12 protein-coding genes are annotated in these 20,778 nt (G+C 66.0%); all 12 read left to right on the forward strand.

What is annotated here, in order from left to right:
* Positions 1–125: 125 nt before the first annotated feature.
* Positions 126–1,043 (forward strand): LysR family transcriptional regulator, encoded by a 918-nt coding sequence (locus HFRIS_RS20955; protein ID WP_006465001.1) that lies wholly within the window; start codon positions 126–128, stop codon positions 1,041–1,043.
* Positions 1,044–1,134: 91 nt separating this feature from the next.
* Positions 1,135–2,817, forward strand: coding sequence for a VRR-NUC domain-containing protein (locus tag HFRIS_RS20960; protein ID WP_006465002.1), 1,683 nt, complete (start codon positions 1,135–1,137; stop codon positions 2,815–2,817).
* 20 nt (positions 2,818–2,837) lie between these two features.
* Positions 2,838–5,153, forward strand: coding sequence for an ATP-dependent DNA helicase (locus HFRIS_RS20965; protein WP_051110949.1), 2,316 nt, complete (start codon positions 2,838–2,840; stop codon positions 5,151–5,153).
* A 741-nt stretch (positions 5,154–5,894) separates the two neighbouring features.
* Positions 5,895–7,385: a cellulose biosynthesis protein BcsQ gene (gene bcsQ / locus HFRIS_RS20970; protein WP_006465004.1), complete on the forward strand. Its 1,491-nt coding sequence runs from the start codon at positions 5,895–5,897 to the stop codon at positions 7,383–7,385.
* Positions 7,382–9,781, forward strand: a complete 2,400-nt coding sequence (gene bcsA, locus HFRIS_RS20975; RefSeq protein ID WP_006465005.1) for a UDP-forming cellulose synthase catalytic subunit — start codon at positions 7,382–7,384, stop codon at positions 9,779–9,781. The genes bcsQ and bcsA overlap by 4 nt, the downstream gene beginning before the upstream one ends.
* Positions 9,778–12,072: a cellulose biosynthesis cyclic di-GMP-binding regulatory protein BcsB gene (gene bcsB, locus HFRIS_RS20980; RefSeq protein WP_006465006.1), complete on the forward strand. Its 2,295-nt coding sequence runs from the start codon at positions 9,778–9,780 to the stop codon at positions 12,070–12,072. The genes bcsA and bcsB overlap by 4 nt, the downstream gene beginning before the upstream one ends.
* Positions 12,065–13,312 carry a cellulose synthase complex periplasmic endoglucanase BcsZ gene (bcsZ, locus tag HFRIS_RS20985; RefSeq protein WP_006465007.1) on the forward strand — a complete coding sequence of 416 codons (1,248 nt, stop codon included), beginning with the start codon at positions 12,065–12,067 and terminating at the stop codon, positions 13,310–13,312. Before bcsB ends, bcsZ begins: the two co-directional genes overlap by 8 nt.
* A complete protein-coding gene (locus tag HFRIS_RS20990; RefSeq protein ID WP_006465008.1) occupies positions 13,288–17,382 on the forward strand; it encodes a cellulose biosynthesis protein BcsC in 4,095 nt (1,364 codons plus the stop codon). Before bcsZ ends, HFRIS_RS20990 begins: the two co-directional genes overlap by 25 nt.
* Before the next feature lie 22 nt (positions 17,383–17,404).
* Complete coding sequence (locus tag HFRIS_RS20995) at positions 17,405–18,076, forward strand: SGNH/GDSL hydrolase family protein (RefSeq protein ID WP_039876752.1); 672 nt, start codon at positions 17,405–17,407, stop codon at positions 18,074–18,076.
* A complete protein-coding gene (locus tag HFRIS_RS21000) occupies positions 18,073–18,741 on the forward strand; it encodes an alginate O-acetyltransferase AlgF (RefSeq protein WP_006465010.1) in 669 nt (222 codons plus the stop codon). The genes HFRIS_RS20995 and HFRIS_RS21000 overlap by 4 nt, the downstream gene beginning before the upstream one ends.
* A 25-nt stretch (positions 18,742–18,766) precedes the next feature.
* Positions 18,767–20,182 carry an MBOAT family O-acyltransferase gene (locus HFRIS_RS21005; RefSeq protein ID WP_006465011.1) on the forward strand — a complete coding sequence of 472 codons (1,416 nt, stop codon included), beginning with the start codon at positions 18,767–18,769 and terminating at the stop codon, positions 20,180–20,182.
* Between the two features lie 15 nt (positions 20,183–20,197).
* On the forward strand, positions 20,198–20,778 hold a 581-nt coding region (locus HFRIS_RS21010), incomplete at its 3' end, for an alginate O-acetyltransferase AlgX-related protein (RefSeq protein WP_006465012.1).

The following is a 20,778-nucleotide window of genomic DNA, read 5'->3' on the forward strand; positions in this document are numbered from 1 at the left end:
CCTATCGATGGTGATGATAATCAGGCTGAATTCGATTACTCTTATTCCAATATGGAATAAATCCCTGTTCGCCATCCTGATGACAGGACGAAGGCAAGGCAGGGCAACACCGAGGAAGACGGAAGATGGACAGATTTCATGAGCTGAGCGCCTTTGTCGCCGTGGTCGAGGCCGGTGGCTTCTCGGCGGCGGCGCGGCGGCTGGGCGATTCGCAGTCGGCCATCAGCAAGTCGGTCAACGCGCTGGAAAAGCGCCTGGGCGTGCAGTTATTGCAGCGGAGCACGCGCAGCGTGCGGCTGACCGAGCACGGGCGCCAATACTACGAGCGCACCCAGCCGCTGCTGGAAGAGATGGCCCAGGCCGATGGCGAGATCATGCGCACCACGCTGGAGATCTCCGGCCCGGTGCGGGTCGCGGCGGCGGCGACCTTCGGCCGGCTGCACGTCCTGCCGCTACTGCCGGCGCTGCTGGCGCGCTACCCCGGGGTGCGGCTGGACCTGCAACTGGCCGATGGCGTCAACGACCTGCTGGCCGAGGGCATCGACCTGGCCATCCGGGTCAGTCCGGAGCGCCATCCGGATGCGGTGGTCAAGCGCATCACCAGCAGCCCGCTGGTGTGCGCCGGTTCGCGCCACTATTTCGCGCAGCACGGGGTGCCGGCCACGCCGCAGGCGCTGGCGCATCACAACTGCCTCATCTACAAGGACATGCGTGAATGGCACTTCACCGGTCCCCAGGGGCGGTTCAGCGTGCCGGTCAGCGGCAACCTCTCGTCCAATACCGTGGAGACCATCCTCAGCGCCGTGCAGGCGGGTCTGGGCATCGGCATGTTCAATCGCGCCTCGCTGGTGGAGTCCGAGCAAGGGGCGGGGCAAGGGCGGGGCAGGGGAACGCAGCAGGACGCGGAGATCATCACCGTCCTCGATGACTTCATCGACGACACCCGCGACATCTGCCTGGTCTGGCCGCGCCGCCGCTTCATCCCGGCCCGGGTGCGGGCGGTGACGGAGTTCTTCGCCGAGGCGCTGGCCCCGCGCCTGTAATCGCCCTTGCAATGGTTCTTCCGATGGTCCTTGCGGGCAGTCGGAAGGGGAGACGCGTTATACTGTGCTTATATACAGTTAAACGCCCCAGATGCATCCCATGGCCGCCGTTTTGGACCCCACCCACCGTTTTTACTACCTCGGCAACTTCCAGCAGGTTCTGGACTGGCTGGCGCAGCGCTATGGCGATCTGCTGAACGCGGAAGAACGCGACTTCATCACCGGCTTCCCCGGCTTGCCGCTGGCTTCGCGCGCGCTGTTCGTGCGCATGATGATGCGTAAAGGTGAACTCTTTCGCGTCAGTAAGCTGGCCTATCCGGAGATCGATTGTTCATTGCAGGCTTTACGTGGCCTGCCAGGGGCCTGGGTCGAACACGACCCTGTGCTGAGCCTGCAGCAGTTCGCCCAGTTATCGTCCCGGGCCGAGCTGCTGGTGCAGTTCGATTCGCCGGCTTTGCGCTCGCCTGCGTGCAAGGCCCTGCGCAAGGACGCCTTGTTGTCGCTGCTGGCCGAGGATGCCGCCCACGGTCATCCGCGGCCTTTTTCGCAATGGCAGCACAAGGGCAGCGACCAGGCCGTGCGCTTGCTGAACCGGCCGCTGTGCGAACGCCTGCGGCTGATGTTCTTCGGTAACCTGCGCCAGGACTGGAGCGAATTCGTGCTGGCCGATATCGGCACCCTGCGTTATGAGCGGGTCACGCTGGGGCCGGAGGCCAGGGGTTTTCGCAGCCGTGCCGACATCGATCTCTATCTGCAGCTGCACGCCTGTCGCCAGGCCTACGAGGCCGGCACCGCCGCGGGCAGCCTGTTGCCCATGCTGCCCCACGGCGCGTTCGACAATCCCTGGCTGGACAGCCGGCGCCAGCGATTGATGTTCCGCATCGGCCAGTTATTCGAGAAGCAGCAGGACCTGTCCCAGGCGCACGCCGTCTATGCAGGCTGCGCCTATCCGGGGGCCCGCGCGCGTGCCATCCGCGTGCTGGAAAAACTGGGCCGCTTCGGCGCCGCGCACAGCTTGCTGCGCACTGCGCAACAGTCGCCGGAAAGCGAAGCGGAGCGCCAGCATCTGGCACGCATCGCACCGCGACTGGCGCGTCAGCTGGGGCAGCCGGCACCGGGGCGGCGCCGCGCCGCTATTGTCGATCGCCTGGACCTGAACCTGCCCCGCCAGGGCGCTGCACGGGTCGAACTGGCGGTGGGCGATTACCTGCAACGGCAGCAGCCAGAGGCAGCGGTGTTCTACGTCGAGAATGTGCTGGCCAATGCCCTGTTCGGCCTGCTGTGCTGGGAGGCCATCTTCGCTGCCATTCCTGGCGCCTTCTTTCACCCCTTCCAGCGCGAGCCGGCTGACCTCTTCAGCGCCGACTTCCATGGGCGCCGGCGTGCGCAGTTCGAGCGTTGCCTGGCACGGCTGGAGGATGGCAGCCATCGCGCCGCCATCCTGGCCACCCATGATGCCAAGGCCGGCGTGCAATCGCCCTTCGTGGCCTGGGGCGGGCTCACCCGTGAGCTGCTGGAACTGGCGCTGGACTGCATCCCGCCCTCGCACCTGCGCTTGTGGTGCCTGCGCATCCTGGAGGACGTGCGCGAGAACCGCAGCGGCTTCCCCGATCTGATCCAGTTCTGGCCGCAGCAGCGCAGCTACCGCATGATCGAAGTCAAAGGCCCCGGCGACAAGCTGCAGGACAACCAGTTGCGCTGGCTGGACTATTGCGCCCGCCACGGCATGCCGGTCTCGGTGTGCTACCTGCAGTGGGAGGCACTGGCTGCATGAGCTTTGTTGCCGCACTCTCCATGCCTCCCGCATCCGCCGCATCCACCAACGCATCCACGGTGGCGCCTGCCACGGACGAGGCGCCGCGCTACCGCGTCTCCGTGCGGGCCCTGTGCGAATTCACCGCCAAGGTCGGCGATCTGGACCTGCGCTTCACGCCCACCCCCACCGCGCAGGAGGGCATCGCCGGCCACGCCATCGTCGCCGCCCGGCGCGGTGAGCACTACCAGAGCGAGGTGGCGCTGGCGGCCGAGCATGGCTCCTTGCACGTGCGCGGTCGCGCCGACGGATACGACCCGCAACAGCAACTGCTGGAAGAGGTCAAGACCTATCGCGGCCAGATCTCCAGCCAGCCCGAAAATCATCGACAGTTGCACTGGGCGCAGTTGCGCGTCTATGGTCACCTCATGTGCGAGAAGCTGGACCTGCCGCAGATCAGGCTGGCGCTGGTGTATTTCGAGATCGGCAGCCAGCAGGAAACCCGCTTCGAGGAGACCCGGCCCCGCGAAGAACTGGCCAGCCTCTTCGCCAGCCAGTGCGAGCGCTTTGCACGCTGGGCCGCGCAGGAACTGGCGCATCGCGCCGCCCGCGATACTGCCCTGCAGGCCCTGGCGTTTCCGCATGGAGATTTCCGGCCCGGTCAACGGCAACTGGCGGAGGCCGTGTTTCGCGCCCATCGCAGCCGCCGCTGCCTGCTGGCGCAAGCGCCGACCGGTATCGGCAAGACCCTGGGCACCCTGTTCCCGGCGCTCAAGGCGGCACCGGAGCAGCGACTGGACAAGATCCTCTTCCTCGCCGCCAAGACACCCGGCCGGCAACTGGCGCTGGACGCCGCCGCCACCCTCACGGGCAGGGATGGCCAAGGCCTGCCGCTGCGGGTGCTGGAGCTGTGCGCCCGTGACAAGGCCTGCCAGTATCCGGACCGCCTGTGCCGGGGCGACTCCTGCCCGCTGGCGCAGGGCTTCTACGACCGCCTGCCGGCAGCGCGCTCGGCCTGCCTGGAGGCTGCGCTGCTGGACCGCCAGCGGCTGCAGGAGATCGCCCTGGCGCACCAGGTCTGCCCCTACTACCTGGGCAGCGAGATGACGCGCTGGAGCGATCTGATCGTCAGCGACTATAACTACTGGTTCGACGGCGGTGCCATGCTGCACGCGATGGCACAGGCCCATGAATGGCGCGTCAGCGTGCTGGCCGATGAGGCGCATAACCTGGTGGCCCGCGCCCGCAGCATGTACAGCGCCCAGTTGAGCCGCGCCGGCCTGCGCGCGGCACGGGCGGTGGCACCCCCCGCCGTGGCACGGCCGCTGCAGCAGCTGGCGCGTGCCTGGACCACGGCGACCAAGGGCGCGGATCTGCCGTATCAGGTGCTGGAGGCGCCACCGGCGCGCCTGGTCGATGCCCTGAGCAATTGCATCGCCACCCTCAACGACTACCTGGCCCAGGTGGCGGTGCCGCTGGAGCCGGCCCTGCGCGATTTTCATTTCGATGCCATGGCCTTCGTCCGGCTGGCCGAGTCCTTCGGCCCGCATTCGCTGTTCGACCTGACGCGCCACGACCAGCGTGACAACCTGCTGTGCATCCGCAATGTGGTGCCGGCGCCTTTCCTGGGGCCGCGCTTTGCCTTTGCGCAGTCGACCACACTGTTTTCGGCCACGCTGGCACCCTGGCATTATTTCGCCGACCTGCTGGGCATGCCGCCGTCGACCGCCTGGATCGATGTCGATTCTCCATTCCGCGCCAGCCAGTTGCAGGTACGGGTGGCGCGCGAGATCTCCACCACCTGGCAGCGTCGCGCCGCGTCCATCGACCCCATCTGCGCCCTGATGGCGCAGCAGTACCGGCAGCAGCCGGGCAACTACCTGGCCTTCTTTTCCAGCTTCGACTATCTGCAGCAGGCCCGCGATGCGCTGAATCGACAGCATCCCGACATTCCCACCTGGCAACAGTCGCCGCGCATGGCCGAAAGCGAGCGTGATGCCTTCCTGGCGCGTTTTGCCTGCGGCGGGCGGGGCATCGGCTTTGCCGTGCTGGGTGGTTCCTTCGGCGAGGGCGTGGACCTGCCGGGCGAGCGTCTCATCGGCGCCTTCGTCGCCACGCTCGGCCTGCCGCAGTTCAATCCGGTCAATGAACAATTGCGCGAACGCATGCAGACCCTGTTCGGTGCCGGCTACGACTACACCTATCTCTATCCCGGACTGCAGAAAGTGGTGCAGGCGGCAGGGCGCGTCATCCGCACCGAAACCGATCAGGGCACGGTCTGGCTGATCGACCAGCGCTTCGCCCGCCCGGAAGTCCGGGCCCTGTTGCCAGGCTGGTGGCAGGTGGGGCAGGGGTAGCGCAACTGCTTCCCCGTCCACTTTCTGTTCTGCTTCCTCTTCAGCTTCACCTCCCGTCTCCTCCGTGGTCCACTTGTTGCTTGATTGTCACGCAATTGGATTAAGTCACGACAGCGCAGCATGTCGCCCCGACAATCCGGGTTGTGCTTGATCAGCCTCTATCAGGTTTTTCCCGAGTGACAAGTTTTTGGGATCGCATACGATAGCGTTGCGTTTTCCGCCGCCGGTGACGACGCGCCGCCAGCACATCGGTCGCCCGGGCGCCAAAGCAGGCGCTCAATGAAATGTTGTTCATCTGCAGTCGGAAATTTGTGAGCGGTGTGCAGGTAGATGTGCCAAATCTGCGACGGATTTAATTGCAAAGTGTCACTAATAGGCGACAAGAGCATTGCGAGAAAGATAAGATGCTGACCTCGTCCTTCAGCATTTCCTACCGGGAACTGAACAGCTTTTTAACGAAATTTTTCAACTTTTGGTCAATTGAAGGTTGCGATATCAGGATTTGTTTGTTTTAATGACAACTCTGAAATGTGGTCGTTTTTATAACATTTCTTCATCCTGGCCCATGGGGACTTCTTCGCAGCACGCGAAGGAAAGTGACCGCCGACAGAGCGGAACGATGCATATAGCCAACCAATGGCGAAAATTGAGAAGTTTTGGCGATTTTTAACAAGGTTTAGGGCAGGTCCGATGCCTCTGGTCAAAAGCCGGCACCCGTGATCCTGAGCAGGGAGTAAAGAAATGGGAAACGATATCTCCAACTTGCTGAGCAAGTTCGGGGCAACGGTGGATGGCTATCTCGAAATCGAGGCCGCGATCGACTACAAGGAGCCGGTGCGCAAGCCCGCTGCGCCCAAGGTGGTGGTCGAGGCTGCGCCCGCAGTCCAGCAGCAGGCTGAACGGGTGGCCGAGCAGGTGGCACAGGCAGCCCAGGCGGCCCCGGCCGTGGTCAAGAGCGTGCCGCCCATCGTGGTGGCCAAGTCGGTGGCGCCCCAGCAGCGTATCGAACCCGTGATGGAACCGGTGGTGGATGTGGATGTGGCGGCGGCCAAGGTCGAGGCCCCTGTTTCGGCACCGCATCCGGCCCCCATGGCGGCCATGGTCTCGTCGACCCTGGCGCCAGCGTCCAGCCCCTTGCCTGCGGAAATCCCGGCGCAGCCACAAGTTCAAGCTGAAGCTGAAGCTGAAGTTCAAGTTCAAGCCCGATCGGATTCGCCCGAGCCCCAGCCGGCCGACGCCGCCCTGGTCACGCGTGAGGCCATCGCGCCCGCGCCGGCACCCCTGGCGGCTGCGCTGGTGACAGCGACCGCTCCGGCCGTGATGCCCACGGTGGTGGCGGATGCCGCCGTCCCTTCCATGCTGCGTTCGCTGCTGGGTGAAGTCGCCCAGCAGCGTCAGTCCAAACAGACAGCCGGCGCCAACAAGGTGCTGGCCAGCCTGACACCCTCCACGCCGGCCCAGGTCATTGCCATCGTCTCGCCCAAGGGCGGGGTGGGAAAGACCACCCTGTGCTCGGCCCTGGCCTGCGCGCTGGCGCGGCACGGCCGGGTGATCGCCATCGATCTCGATCCCCAGAATGCCCTGCAGTACCACCTGGGCGTGAGTGTATTGCCCGAACCCGGCAGCGCCGGTCCGGCGCCCGCTGCGATCCACGCCGAGGCGCCCGACTGGCGCGCCACCTGGCGCGACGGCAGCGCCGGCACCAAGGTGGTCACCCATGACGTGGTGGCGCACCAGGGCGAGGCCGGGATTGCCCGGCAGATGGCACTCGATCCGCAATGGCTGACGCGTCAGCTGCAGGCCATGGACCTGCAGCCGGGCGACGTGGTCATGCTGGACCTGCCGGCCGGGCAGAGCGCCTACTTCGACCAGGCTTTGCAAGCGGCCGACCAGGTGGTGGCGGTGGTGACGCCCGATGCCGGTTCCTTCCTGGCGCTGGAACATATGCGCCAGGCCCTGCATGGCCGCAACAACTGCCGCTACATCGTCAACAAGTACAACGCCGCCCGTACCTTCAGCCAGGACATGCTGGAAGTCCTCAAGCGCTGGATGGGGTCGCGCCTGGCCGGCGTGATCGCACTGGACCACGCCATCAGCGAAGGCCTGGCCTACGGCTTCAATCCGCTGATCAAGGCCGGGCATTCGCCCGCCTATGAGCAGCTCCGGACCATCAGCGAGCAATTGCACGCCGAGGTCGTCAAATCCGCCCTCGCAGGTGGACGCGCATCATGAGTCAACCGCAAGCGCAGTCGCAATCCCGTTCCTCCAAGGCCAGCCAGGCGGCCACTGCCGCCGACCCGGCCGCACCCACCTCCAACCGCCTGCAGACCTGGATCCAGACCTGGGGCGAGCGCCTCGAAGCGCTGCCCCGGCGGCCGCGTCGCTGGCTGCAGCTGGGCCTGCTGCTGGTCGCGGTGCTGCTGGCGCTGCTGCTGGTGTCGGTGCCGCTGGAGTTCTATACCCAGTGCATCTTCGCGATCGGCTGCTTCGTGGCGGCGCTGATACTGCGCAAGCAGTCCGGCCGCTTCCCGGTGCTGGTGCTGATCACGCTGTCGCTGATCGTCTCGATGCGCTATATGTACTGGCGCATCACCTCCACCCTGGCCTTCGAAGACTGGCTCGACATCATCTTCGGCTATGGCCTGCTGGCCGCCGAAATCTATTCACTCATCGTGCTCACGCTGGGTTACCTGCAGACCGCCTGGCCCTTGCGTCGCAAGCCGCAGATGCTGACCATGCCGCCTTCGGAATGGCCGACGGTGGACGTCTTCATCCCGTCCTACAACGAGTCGCTGGACATCGTTTCGCTGACCATCTTCGCCGCCCAGGCCATCGACTGGCCGCAGGAGAAGCTGCGCGTGCACGTGCTGGACGACGGCCGTCGCGAAGACTTCCGCGAGTTCTGCAACAACATCGGCGTGAACTATCTGGTGCGCTCGGACAACAAGCACGCCAAGGCCGGCAACCTCAACGAAGCGCTCAAGGTCACCGATGGCGAATTCGTGGCCATCTTCGATGCCGACCACGTGCCGACCCGCTCCTTCCTGCAGATCTGCATGGGCTGGTTCTACAAGGACCCCAAGCTGGCAATGCTGCAGACGCCGCACTTCTTCTTCTCGCCCGATCCCTTCGAGAAGAACCTCAATACCTTCCGTTCCGTACCCAATGAAGGTGAACTGTTTTACGGGCTGGTACAGGATGGCAACGACCTCTGGAACGCCGCCTTCTTCTGCGGCTCCTGCGCCGTCATGCGCCGTACCGCATTGATGGAGATCGGCGGCATCGCCGTCGAGACCCTGACCGAGGATGCCCACACGGCGCTGAAGATGAACCGTGCCGGCTACAACACCGCCTATCTGGCCATCCCCCAGGCGGCCGGTCTGGCTACCGAGAACCTGGCGCGTCACATCCGCCAGCGGGTGCGCTGGGCGCGTGGCATGGCGCAGATTTTCCGGGTCGACAACCCCTTGCGCGGCAAGGGCCTGAAGCTGGGGCAGCGGTTCTGCTACCTCAATGCCATGCTGCACTTCTTCTATGGCCTGCCGCGCCTGATCTTCCTGACCGCGCCGCTGACCTATCTGTTCTTCGGCGCCCACATCTTCCACGCCTCGGCGCTGATGATCACGGCCTATGTGCTGCCGCACGTGCTGCACGCCAGCCTGACCAACTCGCGCATCCAGGGGCGTTTCCGCCATTCGTTCTGGAACGAGGTCTACGAGACCGTGCTGGCCTGGTACATCCTCGGCCCGGTGCTGCTGGCGCTGGTGAACCCCAAGCTGGGTGGCTTCAACGTCACCGACAAGGGCGGCATCATCCTCGACAAGCACTTCGACTGGAAGCTGGCGCGCCCCTACATCGTGCTGCTGCTGCTGAACCTGCTGGGCATGGTCTTCGGCGTCTGGCAGCTGGTGATGGGCGACCCCAATGCGATGACCACCATCCTCATCAACATGGCCTGGACGCTGTACAACGTCATCATCAGCAGCGCCGCCATGGCGGTGGCTTCCGAAACCCGCCAGGTGCGCAGCGAGCCGCGCGTGGCCGCCGAGCTGCCGGTGCGCATCAGGCTGGCCGATGGCAATGAGGTCAGCGGTACCACGCTGGACTTTTCGCAGAAGGGCATTGGCCTGCGCCTGCCCAAGGGCGTGACGATCGCCCGTGGCCAGCACATCAATGTGACGCTGTTCCGCAACCAGCAGGAGAAGGTATTCCCGGCCGTGGTGGTGTTCAGCCGTGGCGAAATGGTCGGCGCCCAGTTCCATGAGCTGACCCTGCGCCAGAACAGCGAACTGGTCCGCCTGACCTTCTCGCGCGCCGACATCTGGGCCAACAACTGGGGCAAGAGCCGCCGCGATACGCCGCTGAAGGCCTTGCGTGAAGTCTCGCTGATCGGTGTGAACGGTATCAAGGAACTCATCCGCGCCACCCTGATCCAGCTGCGCCTGTGGCGTGATACCCGGCGCCCGCCGGCGGCGGCTGGCGTCAAGCAGGATCCGGTGGTGGAAGCGGCACCGGCAGCACCGCTAGCTGCTGCTACGGCCGCAGGCGCTCCGGTAGCAGCAGCGGCAGGCGCGGTCCCGGCCGATGTAGTGGTTCAGGCATTCGACAAATCAATGGAAAAACAATGAAAAACAAGCAGTCTCCAGGAAAGAACCCGACTTTCCGTCGGCGCTCCATCTGTCTGGTCATGGCCGGCGTAGTGGCCTCGGGCAGCCTGCCGATCCAGGCCCTCGCGGCTGCCGCAGCTCCCGCAGCTGCCGGTGCTGCTGCGGCCGCCACGCCGATGGCCGGCGACCCCTACAACTTCAGTCTCACGCAACTGGGCCGTGGCTATCCGATCACGCTGCACGGCGTCGATGCCGCCGACAGCGTCGGCTTCGACGTGCCGGCCAACCAGGTGGTGACCGGCGCCAACGTGACCCTGCAATACACCTATTCGCCGGCGCTGCTGCCGGACCTGTCGCAGATCAACGTGATGGTCAACGACGTGGTGGCCGGCAGCATCCCGCTGCCCAAGGAAAATGCCGGTACCCTGCAGACCAGCAAGGTCGAGATCCCGACCAAGCTGATCACCGAATTCAATCGCCTGAGCCTGCAGTTCATCGGTCACTACACCATGGGTTGCGAAAACCCGCTGCATTCCAGCCTGTGGGCGCGCGTGAGCAACGAGTCGGTACTGGCCCTGCAGACCACGCCGCTGCCGATGAAGGACGACCTGTCAATGATGCCGCTGCCGTTCTTCGACCGCCGCGACATGCGCATGCTGAACCTGCCCTTCGTGTTCGCCGCCGCGCCTGACAATGGCACCCTGGAAGCCGCCGGCACGCTGTCGTCCTGGTTCGGTGCGCTGGCCAGCTATCGTGGTTCGCGCTTCCCGGCGCAGATCAACGCCTTGCCGGCCAAGGGCAATGGCGTGGTGCTGGTCAGCAGCGAAGGCGCCAGCCAGATCGGCGCGCTGCAGATCGCCGCCCCCAAGGGCCCGACCCTGACCATGGTGACCAACCCCAACGATCCCAACGGCAAGCTGCTGCTGGTGACCGGCCGCAATGCCGAAGAGGTCAAGCGTGCCGCTGCTGCCGCCGCCCTGGGCAACAAGGCGGTAGCCGGCAATTCGGTGGTGATCGACAAGCTGCAACCGGTGGCGCCGCGCAAGCCTTACGACGCGCCCAACTGGTTGCCCACCGACCGTCCGGTGAAGCTGGCTGAGCTGATCGATGCCAAGCGTCTCAATGTGTCCGGCTACAACCCGGGCGATATCACCATTCCGCTGAACTTCCCGCCGGCGCTGTCGAGCTGGCGCCAGGACGGTGCCAAGCTGGACCTGCACTATCGCTATACACCACAGCCGCGTTCGAGCAATTCCTCGCTGATCGTCAGCTTCAACGACGGCTTGATCAAGTCCGACGTGCTGCTGCCCCGCGACAAGCTGGACCAGGGCCTGCTGGCCGCCATCAAGAGCGATGCCCTGGAGCGCGAGATGAGCGTGCGCCTGCCGCTGGATACCGCGGCTCTGCAATCGCGCCTGCAACTGCGCTACATGTATGACTACGTGAAGCAGGGCGAGTGTGCCGACATCATCATCGACAACGTGCGCGGCAGCATCGATCCTGAGTCCACCATCGACCTGCGCGGTTACGACCACTTCATGGCCATGCCCAACCTGGGCGTGTTCAAGGATGCCGGCTTCCCCTTCACACGCATGGCCGATCTGTCCGAGACTGCCGTGGTCCTGCCGGACAACGCCAGCGATGCTGACCTCGGCGCCTACCTGACCGTGCTGGGCCGCTTCGGCAGCGCCACCGGCTACCCGGCCACGGGTGTGGCCGTGACCCAGGCCGCGCAGATCGCCAAGTTTGCCGACAAGGATCTGCTGGTGATGGCCTCGGGCCAGAACCAGCCCCTGCTCAAGCAATGGGCCGACCGCTTGCCCACCCTGGTGACCGGCGACAAGCAGCGCTTCGACCTGTCGGACCTGGCACTGCGCGTGGGGGGCTGGCTGGGCCTGGACCCGAAGGCTGCGCAGCGTCGCACCCGTCTGCAGATGGCCTTCTCGGGCGGTGACCCGACCTCCTACCTGACCGGCTTCGAGTCGCCGCTGGACGGCAGCCGCAGCGTGGTGGTGCTGGCCGGTGGCGACAAGCTGGGCCTGTCGCAGATCATGTCGGCCCTGGCCAGCAAGGAAGCCGAATCCGGCGCCGTCCAGGGTAGCCTGGTGGCGGTGCGCGGCGAGAGCATCGAACCGCTGCTGGCCGAGCAACAGTATTTCGTGGGTAGCATGTCGCCGCTGCGCATGCTGCGCTGGTGGCTGTCGCAGCACGTGGTGAGCATGTTCCTGATGGTGGCCCTGGGCATCCTGTTGCTGGGTGGCCTGGCTTACCTGACCCTGCGCGCCAAGGCGAGAAAGCGCCTCAATGCGTAAGGCCGGGCATTCGGTAGTGAACAGGGCCGCCTCCCCGCGCCGGCGCCGGGTGGTTGGCCTGCTGGGCGCGCTGGGGGGGCTGGCCGCCACACCGTGGCTGCCGGCCCTGGCCGCGACCCAGCAGAACTGCACAGCCCAGGATTGGCCAGCATGGCAATCCTGGGCTGCAGCACATGTACAGGACGATGGCCGGGTGCTGCACTCCAGCCTGCTGCCCAATCACACCACCTCCGAAGGCCAGTCGTACCACATGCTGCTGGCGCTCATCGCCAACGATGCCACGCGCTTTGCCAAGGTCTGGAACTGGACCCTGCACAACATGCTCGGCAACGACCCCGGCAAGATCCTGCCGGGCTGGCTGTGGGGGCAGGGCAGTGACGGCAAATGGCAGATGCAGGACGCCAATTCGGCCTCCGACGCCGATCTCTGGATCGTCTATACCCTGCTGGAAGCGGCGCGCCTGTGGCAACGTCCGCAATACCGCAAGCAGGCGCTGGACCTGCTGGACAATATCGAAGCCAAGCTGGTGGTGGACCTGCCCGGCCTGGGCAAGATGCTGCTGCCGGGGCCACAGGGCTTCAACCAGCGCAATGCGCTGTGGACGCTCAATCCCAGCTATCTGCCGCTGCCGCTGCTGCGCCGTCTGCAAAAGGAACGACCCAACGGTCCCTGGCAACAGCTGGCCGACAATACGCTGCGCATGATCCAGGGCTCGGCGCCTCGCGGCTACGTGGCCGACTGGGTGGCCTACCGCATGCTGACGGTGCAATCCGGGCAGTTCCAGGTCGATCCCGCCAAGGGTGACCTGGGCAGCTATGATGCCATTCGCGTGTATCTGTGGGCCGGCATGACCTCGCCCCGCGATCCGGCGGCCGCGCCGCTGCTGGCGGCACTGGATGGCATGCGCCAGAGCCTGGCCGCGACCGGCGTGCCGCCCGAAAAGGTCCAGGTGACCACGGGCGCGACCGAAGGACAGGCACCGTTCGGCTTTGGCGCCGCGCTGTTACCCTATCTGGTCGCCAAGGGTGAAACCGCCATGGCGGCGCAACTGCAACGTGCCGTCACGCAACAACTGGAGAACGGACTGGCGCAGCCTGACCCGCGCCCCGAAATCCTGTATTACAACGTCATGCTGGGCCTGTTCGGATTGGGATGGGTCGAGAAACGCTATCAGTTCCGCGATGACGGAACGCTTAATTTGTCCTGGGAGAAGTCATGCGCGCGCGCCGTTCAACGCTAGCCATCGGAGTCCTGAGCGCGCTGCTGGGTGTGGCCGCTCATGCGGCCGAGCCGGAGCTGGCGGCTCAACTGATCGAACAGGGCCAGTACTGGCAGGCACGCGACAACTCGCAGCGTGCCGCTGAGGTGTGGCAGAAGGTCTTGCAACTGGATGCGAATCAGGTCAATGCCCTCTACGGCATGGGCCTGGTGGGCGTGAGGCAGAACAAGCCGCAGCAGGCCAAGCAGTACCTGGACCGCCTGCAGGCGCTGTCGCCACAACCCTGGCAGGCCAACCAGCTGGCGCAGGACATCGCCCTGGCCAAGCCGGAAAACAAGGCCCTGCTGGCCGAAGCCCGCCGCCTGGTCGACGCCGGTGAACGCGACCGCGCCACCGACACCTTCCGCAAGATGTTCAACGGACTCACGCCGCAAGGCACGATAGGGCGCGAGTACTACAACAACCTGGCCTTCAACGATGCCGCCTGGCCCGAAGCGCGCAAGGGCATGGAACGCCTGCTGCGCGAAACGCCGGACGACAGCATCCTGGCGCTGTTCTACGCCAAGCAGCTGGCACGTCACGAAGATAGCCGTCTGGAAGGCATCCGCCAGCTGGCACGCCTGTCGAAGAAGACCGACATCGGCGGCGACGCCGACGAAAGCTGGCGCCTGGCGCTGATCTGGCAGGGGCCGCCGTCGCCGGCACAGTATTCGCTGTTCGAAGAATTCATCAAGAGCCATCCCGATGATCAGCAGATCCGCGATTTGCTGGCCAAGGGCCGCCAGCAGGTGGCCGTCGGCCAGCAGCCGACTGTGGTCGGACGCGGCCTGCAGGCCCTGGAAAAGGGCGACCTGCAGGAAGCCGAGAAGGCCTTCCAGGAGCGCCTGTCCTCGCATCCCGACGACGTCGATGCCCTGGGTGGCATGGGCGTCATCCGCCAGCAGCAGAACCGCCTGGCCGAGGCCGAGCCCTTGCTCGCCCGCTCGGTCGCCAGGGGCGGCACGTCCTGGAAGAAAGCCCTGGACAGCGTGCGCTACTGGCTGCTGATCCAGCGTGGCCGTGACCTGCAGGCACGTGGCCAGACCGCGCAGTCGCAGGACGCCCTGGCCCAGGCCATGCGCCTGGACCCCAAGAGCCTAGATGGTCGCGTGGCCATTGCCGATATCCAGGCCAGTGCCGGCCAGTACGAAGCCGCCACTGCCAATTACCGCCAGGTGCTGGCGGCGCAACCCAAGCAGGTGCCGGCCATCCGTGGCCTGGTCAACGTGCTGGCACAGACCGGCCACGCCGATGAAGCCCTGCGCCTGCTGGACCAGTTGACCCCGGCGCAGCAGAACGAATTCGGCGACCAGGGGCGCCTGCGTGCCCTGCGCGCACGTCAGCAGGCCAGCCTGGCCGAGCAGCGCAACGACATCGACGGCGCCCTGGCGGCCATGCGCGAGGCTGTCAAGAACGACCCCGACAACGTCTGGACCACCTTCGACCTGGCCCGCCTGTACGTCAAGGCCGGCCAATCCAAGCAGGCGCGCACCACCATCGACGACTTCACCCGCGAACATCGCGACAACGTCGAGGCCCTGTATGCCAGCGCCTTGCTGTCGGTGGAAATGGAGCAGTGGCAGGACGCCCTGGACACGCTGCGCCGCATCCCCGACCAGCGCCGTACCGCCGCCATGAACGAGCTGGCCAGCCAGGTGACACTGACCATCCAGGTCAATCACGCCACCGAACTGGTCAAGACCGGTCAACGCCAGGAAGCCCTGGTCCTGCTGGATCGCGTGCAGCCGCAGGCGGCCGGCAATCCGGAGCGCACCGGTACCCTGGCATCGGCCTATGTCGATGCCGGCGACGCCCCGCGCGCCATGGCGATGATGCAGCCGCTGGTCAATCCACCGGCCACGCCCTCGGTCAATACGCGCCTGCAATACGCCTCCATCCTGCTGCGCGCGGGCGAAGATGCGCAGGTCTACAACATGCTCACCGCCTTGCAGAACCAGAGCATGAATGCGGCCACCCGCAAGCAATACGACGACCTGCGTTTCCTCTACCGCGTGCGCCAGGCCGAACGCCTGCGCCAGGGAGGCGACCTGGCCGCCGCCTACGACACCCTGGCTCCGGCACTGGCACAGCGCCCCACCGACAACGACGCCATCGCCGCCCTGGCCCGCATGTTCAATGCGGCCGGCGACAACCTGCGCGCACTGGCTCTGTACCAGCCGCTGGTGCAGCGCAATCCGCGTGACGCCAACGTCTTGCTGGGGGCGGCCGACACCGCCGTACAGGCCCGCGAGAATGCCTATGCCCTGAAGCTGCTGGACCAGTTCGGCAAGCTCGACAGCAGCGACCCCACCACCTTGACCGAGGCAGCACGCATCTATCGCGCCCTGGGCAAGACCGGCGAGGCCACCGCACTGCTGCGCAAGGCCGTGGCGATTGAGAACGGTGCGCGCCAGCGCACGCTGGCGGCGCAGGGCAATGGCTTCGATCCGGCCATCAATCCCTTCCGCACCCAACGTCGCCTGCCGGGCAGCGACGACATGGCCGCCATTCCGCCGCCGGCCGAGACCATGCTGCGCCCGGTGGCCATGGCAGTGCCAGTCGCGGTCGATACGTTGCCCATGCCGGCCAATCCGGCCATGGCGCAGCGCCAGTTGCAGGCGCAGCAGGCCCTGCAAGCACAACAAGCCCAGCAGGCCCAACCAGCGCCGGCCTACGGCACCGCACTGGGCCCGGTGTTCAGTTCGGCCGCACCGGTGGCTGCAGCACCGGTGCAGGGCGGGGCATATGCCCAGGCCCAGCCGGGCGTGCGTGCCAGAAATACCAACGTCGCCAACGTCGCCAACGCCCCCACCACCGCACTGCCCGGTGCGGCCACGGCCACCCAGCGCGCCCTGCTGGCCATGCAGGGGCCGTCCGCCAATGGCGCCGCCGTGGACAACCTGAGCCCGGCCCAGCGCGCCCTGAACGACATCCTGCAATCGCGCAGCGCCTATGTCACGCAAGGCGTGGTGGTGCGCGGCAATGCCAGCGAGTCGGGCCTGAGCCGCATGAACGACATCGAGGCCCCGCTGGAAGTGAACATGCCCGTCGGTAACGACCGCGTGGCCGTACGCATCACGCCGGTCTCGCTGGATGGCGGCACCCTCGGCGACGAACCAGCCAGCCGCTTCGGCGGTGGCGGCAGCAGCGCCACCGGCCTGGGCAAGCAGAGCGCCAGTGGCGTCGGGGTGGCAGTGGCCTACGAGCGTCCCGAGGATGGCGTCAAGGCCGACCTCGGCACCACGCCACGTGGCTTCAAGTACCCCAACATCGTTGGCGGGGTGAGCGTGGAGCAGTCCTTCCCCGGCAGCAGCACCAACCGCTTCGCGGTGAACGTGTCGCGCCGCGCGGTCAACGACAGCATTACCTCGTTTGCCGGCAGCACCGATCCCCGCGCCGGTCTGTCCTGGGGTGGCGTGACCGCCAACGGTGGTCGTGCCGAGATGAGTTCGGACGATGCCCAGACCGGGGTCTACGCCTATGGCGCGCTGCACAGCCTGCGTGGCCGCAACGTGGAATCCAACACCCGGGTGGAACTGGGTGGCGGTGCCTACCAGTACCTCACCAATGCCGAGGACGAGAAGATGACCGCCGGCGTGTCGGCCACCGTCATCAGCTACGCCAACAACCAGAACTTCTATACCTACGGCCATGGCGGTTACTTCAGTCCGCAGGCCTACCTGGGTCTGGGCGTGCCGGTCACCTGGGCCAAGCGTTCCGACAAGTTCACCTTCCAGCTCAAGGGCTCGGTGGGGATGCAGTATTTCCGCCAGGATGGGGCTGACTACTTCCCCACCGATGCCGCACTGCAGGCCGCCAGTGGTCGTCAGTACGCGCAGCAGACCAAGACCGGCCTGGGCTACAGCCTGGAAGGCAACGGCGAATACCGCTTCGCGCCCCGCCTGTTCGTCGGTGGCGCGCTGCGTCTGAACAATTCGAGCGACTTCCGCGAACTCAACGTCGCCATGTATCTGCGTTACACGCTGGAGGACATGCAGGGCAGCTTCCTGACCCTGCCGGTCAGTCCGTACCGTTCTCCTTATTCCAACTGATCCTTTTTATCGACATATCGCTATGGCTACTGCATCCGTTCTGGCAGGTCTGACTATCCTGGTGCTTGGCGAGAGCCACATGAGTCTGGCCGACCACCTCACCGAACCCCTCAACGCCAAGCTGACCCAGCTGGGCGCCAAGGTCCATTCCATCGGCGCCTGCGGCGCCAGCGCCGGCGACTGGCTGACCACCAAGAAGGTCGATTGCGGCGCTGATCAGGTCGACAACGGCAAGATCCAGATCAAGGGTCGCGAAGCCACCACCACCCCGATCGGCCAGCTCATCGCCAAGGACAAGCCGGATCTGGTGGTGCTGGTCATCGGCGACACCATGGCCTCCTACGACAAGCCGGACTTCCCCAAGGCCTGGGCCTGGCAGAGCGTGACCGGCCTGACCAAGGCGATTGCCGCCACCGGCACCAAGTGTGCGTGGGTCGGCCCGGCCTGGGGCAAGGCCGGCGGCATGTACGGCAAGAACGACGCGCGCACCCAGCTGATGTCGCGCTTCCTGGCTTCCAACGTGGCGCCCTGCACCTATATCGATTCGCTGACCATGTCCAAGCCCGGCCAGTGGGTCACCACCGATGGCCAGCACTTCACCGTGGCCGGCTACAAGTCCTGGGGCAATGCCATCGGCGACGCGCTGGCCAAGCTGCCGGCCGACGCCGTGAGCAGCAAGGGAGCCAAGAAATGAAGGTGATGCAGGCACTGGCCGCCGCTGCGGCCCTGCTGTGCGGCGCCAGCGCGCTGGCTGCCGACATCCCGCTCTATCCCACCGGCCCGGCCGAGGATGCAGCCTTCATCCGCTTCGTCAACGGCACTGCCGAGCCCTTGCAGGTGCTGGCCCAGAAGGGCCAGCCGCCGCTGAAGCTGGAAGCGGCCAAGCCGGTCTCGTCCTTCTTCCCGGTGACGGCCAAGTCGACCATCAAGGGTACCCTCACGGTCGGTGCCAGGAGCCTGGAGTTGGGCGTGCAGGCCAAGCCCGGCGAATTCGCCACGGTGGTAGTGCTGCCCGGTGCCAAGGGCATCAGCCAGGTGACGGTGCAGGACAACCCGGACGACTTCAATGGCCTGAAGGCCTCGCTGGCTTTCTTCAACCTGGATGCTTCCTGCGCCGGGGCGGCACTGCGCCCGGCCGGGCGTAACGCCGACCTGTTCAAGGACGTCAAGCAGGGCAGCCTGCAACGGCGCTCGATCAACCCGGTCAAGCTCTCGGTGCAACTGGTGTGCGGCGGTGCCAACACCGGCCCGGCGCTGGACCTGGGTGAACTGAAGGCGGGCGAACGCTACAGCGTGCTGCTGCTGCCGTCGGACAAGGGACCGCGCCTGCTGGCGGCGACCGACAAGCTGGCCAACTAATCCATCGCCCGACTGCGCTGCCGCCATGGTCTTTGCCTCGCTTGAATTCCTGACGCTGTTCCTGCCGCTGTTCCTGCTGGTCTATGCGGTGGTGCCGCAGCGCGGGCGCAACCTCGTGCTGCTGCTGGGCAGCTGGCTGTTCTATGGCTGGCTGAGCCCGCTGTTCCTGTCGCTGCACGTGGTGCTGACCATCGTGGCTTGGGTCGGCGGCCTGCTGGTGGACCGCTCGCGCGAGGACGGGCGAGGGCGCGTGCGCCTGCTCACGGCACTGGTGGTTTTCAATACCGCCGTGCTGGTCTGGTACAAGTACGCCAACATCGTCGCCGCCACCATCAGCGACCTGATGGTCCAGTACGGCGCCATGCCGCTGGCCTGGCAGAAGGTGGCGCTGCCGGCCGGCCTGTCCTTCATCGTGCTGCAGGCGATCTCCTATCTGGTGGACGTGCATCGGCGCACGGTGGCGGTGGAGCGCAGCTTCATCAACTACGCCACCTACATTTCCATGTTCGGCCATTCGATCGCCGGCCCCATCATCCGTTACGACTGGGTGCAGCGCGAACTGACCCAGCGCTGGTTCAACTGGGAGAATTTTTCCCTGGGCGCGCGCCGCTTCATGGTCGGCATGGCCATGAAGGTACTGGTGGCCGACACCCTCTCGCCGGTGGTGGATGCCGCCTTCCACCTGCAGCAGCCCAGCTTCGTGGACGCCTGGATCGGCTGCCTGGCCTATTCGCTGCAGCTGTTCTTTGACTTTTCCGGCTACAGCGCCATGGCCATCGGCCTGGGGCTGATGCTGGGTTTCCACTTCCCGGAAAACTTCAACCATCCCTACCTGGCCGGCAGCATCCAGGATTTCTGGCGGCGCTGGCACATCTCGCTCTCCAGCTGGCTGCGCGACTATCTCTACATCGGCCTGGGCGGCAACCGCCATGGGGTGTGGAAGACCTACCGCAACCTGTTCCTGACCATGGCCATCGCCGGTCTCTGGCATGGCGGCGACAGCTGGAACTACCTGCTCTGGGGCTCGGCCCACGGGCTGGCCCTGTGCCTGGATCGCGCCTGGTCGCGCTCGACCCTGCCGGCCATCCCCGGCTGGCTGGCCCATGTGCTGACGCTGCTGTTCGTCTGCCTGGCCTGGACCTTGTTCCGTTCGCCCGACTTCGCCACCGCCGCCACCATGTATGCCGGCCAGTTCGGGCTGCACGGCATGGGTTTGAGCGATGCTCTGGCCGTGGTCTTGCGGCCGGTGCAGGCGCTGGCCGTGCTGCTGGGCCTGTTCTGGATCGTCGCGCCCCTGTGGCAGGAGGCCAGCCAGGTGCGCTGGGCCGATAGCGTGGTGTATCTCTGGTTCCTCCGGCTGTGGCCGGTGGCCGGCTTCCTGCTGTCCTTCGCGCTGATTGCCAGCCGCGAGACGGTGCCTTTCCTCTACTTCCAGTTCTGATCCCGCGAGTCCGCCATGAGCACGCCTCCCGTCTCCGCTCCCGCCACGCCGGCCGCCCCCAGCGCCCTGGCCCGGCGCGCCAGCCGCTGGGCTGGCCTGGTCCTGGCCGTGGTGCTGGCAGCCGGCCTGCTGGGCTGTGGCTGGCTGGTCTATGCCAGCAAGATCGAATGGCTGCCCGCCAGCTGGACCCGTGACGACGCCCTGCATGGTGAACTGACCCATCGCATCGCCAAGCAGCTGTCCAATGCCTGGCTGCCGGAACAGGCCGCCCGGCTGGAACGCGCCGGCAGCTGGCTGCTGCTGCATGACACCGGCCCCCGGGTGCGCAGCGGTTGCCCTGGCTGGCTGTTCCTGACCGAGGAATTGCAGGTCCATCGCGATGCTCAGGCCAATGCACAGGCCAAGCTGCAGGCCGTCATCGCGCTGCGCCAGAAGCTGGCGCAGCGCGATATCGCCCTGCTGGTGGCGGTGGTGCCCGACAAGAGCCGCATCGCCGCCGCGCAGTTGTGCGGCCTGTCGCGCCCGGCCCAGCTGGAAGCACGCGCCGCCCAGTGGGTCGCTGGCCTGCAACAGGCTGGTGTGCGCACCATCGACCT

Source organism: Herbaspirillum frisingense GSF30 (assembly GCF_000300975.2).
In the GTDB taxonomy this organism is placed as follows: Bacteria; Pseudomonadota; Gammaproteobacteria; order Burkholderiales; family Burkholderiaceae_D; genus Herbaspirillum; species Herbaspirillum frisingense.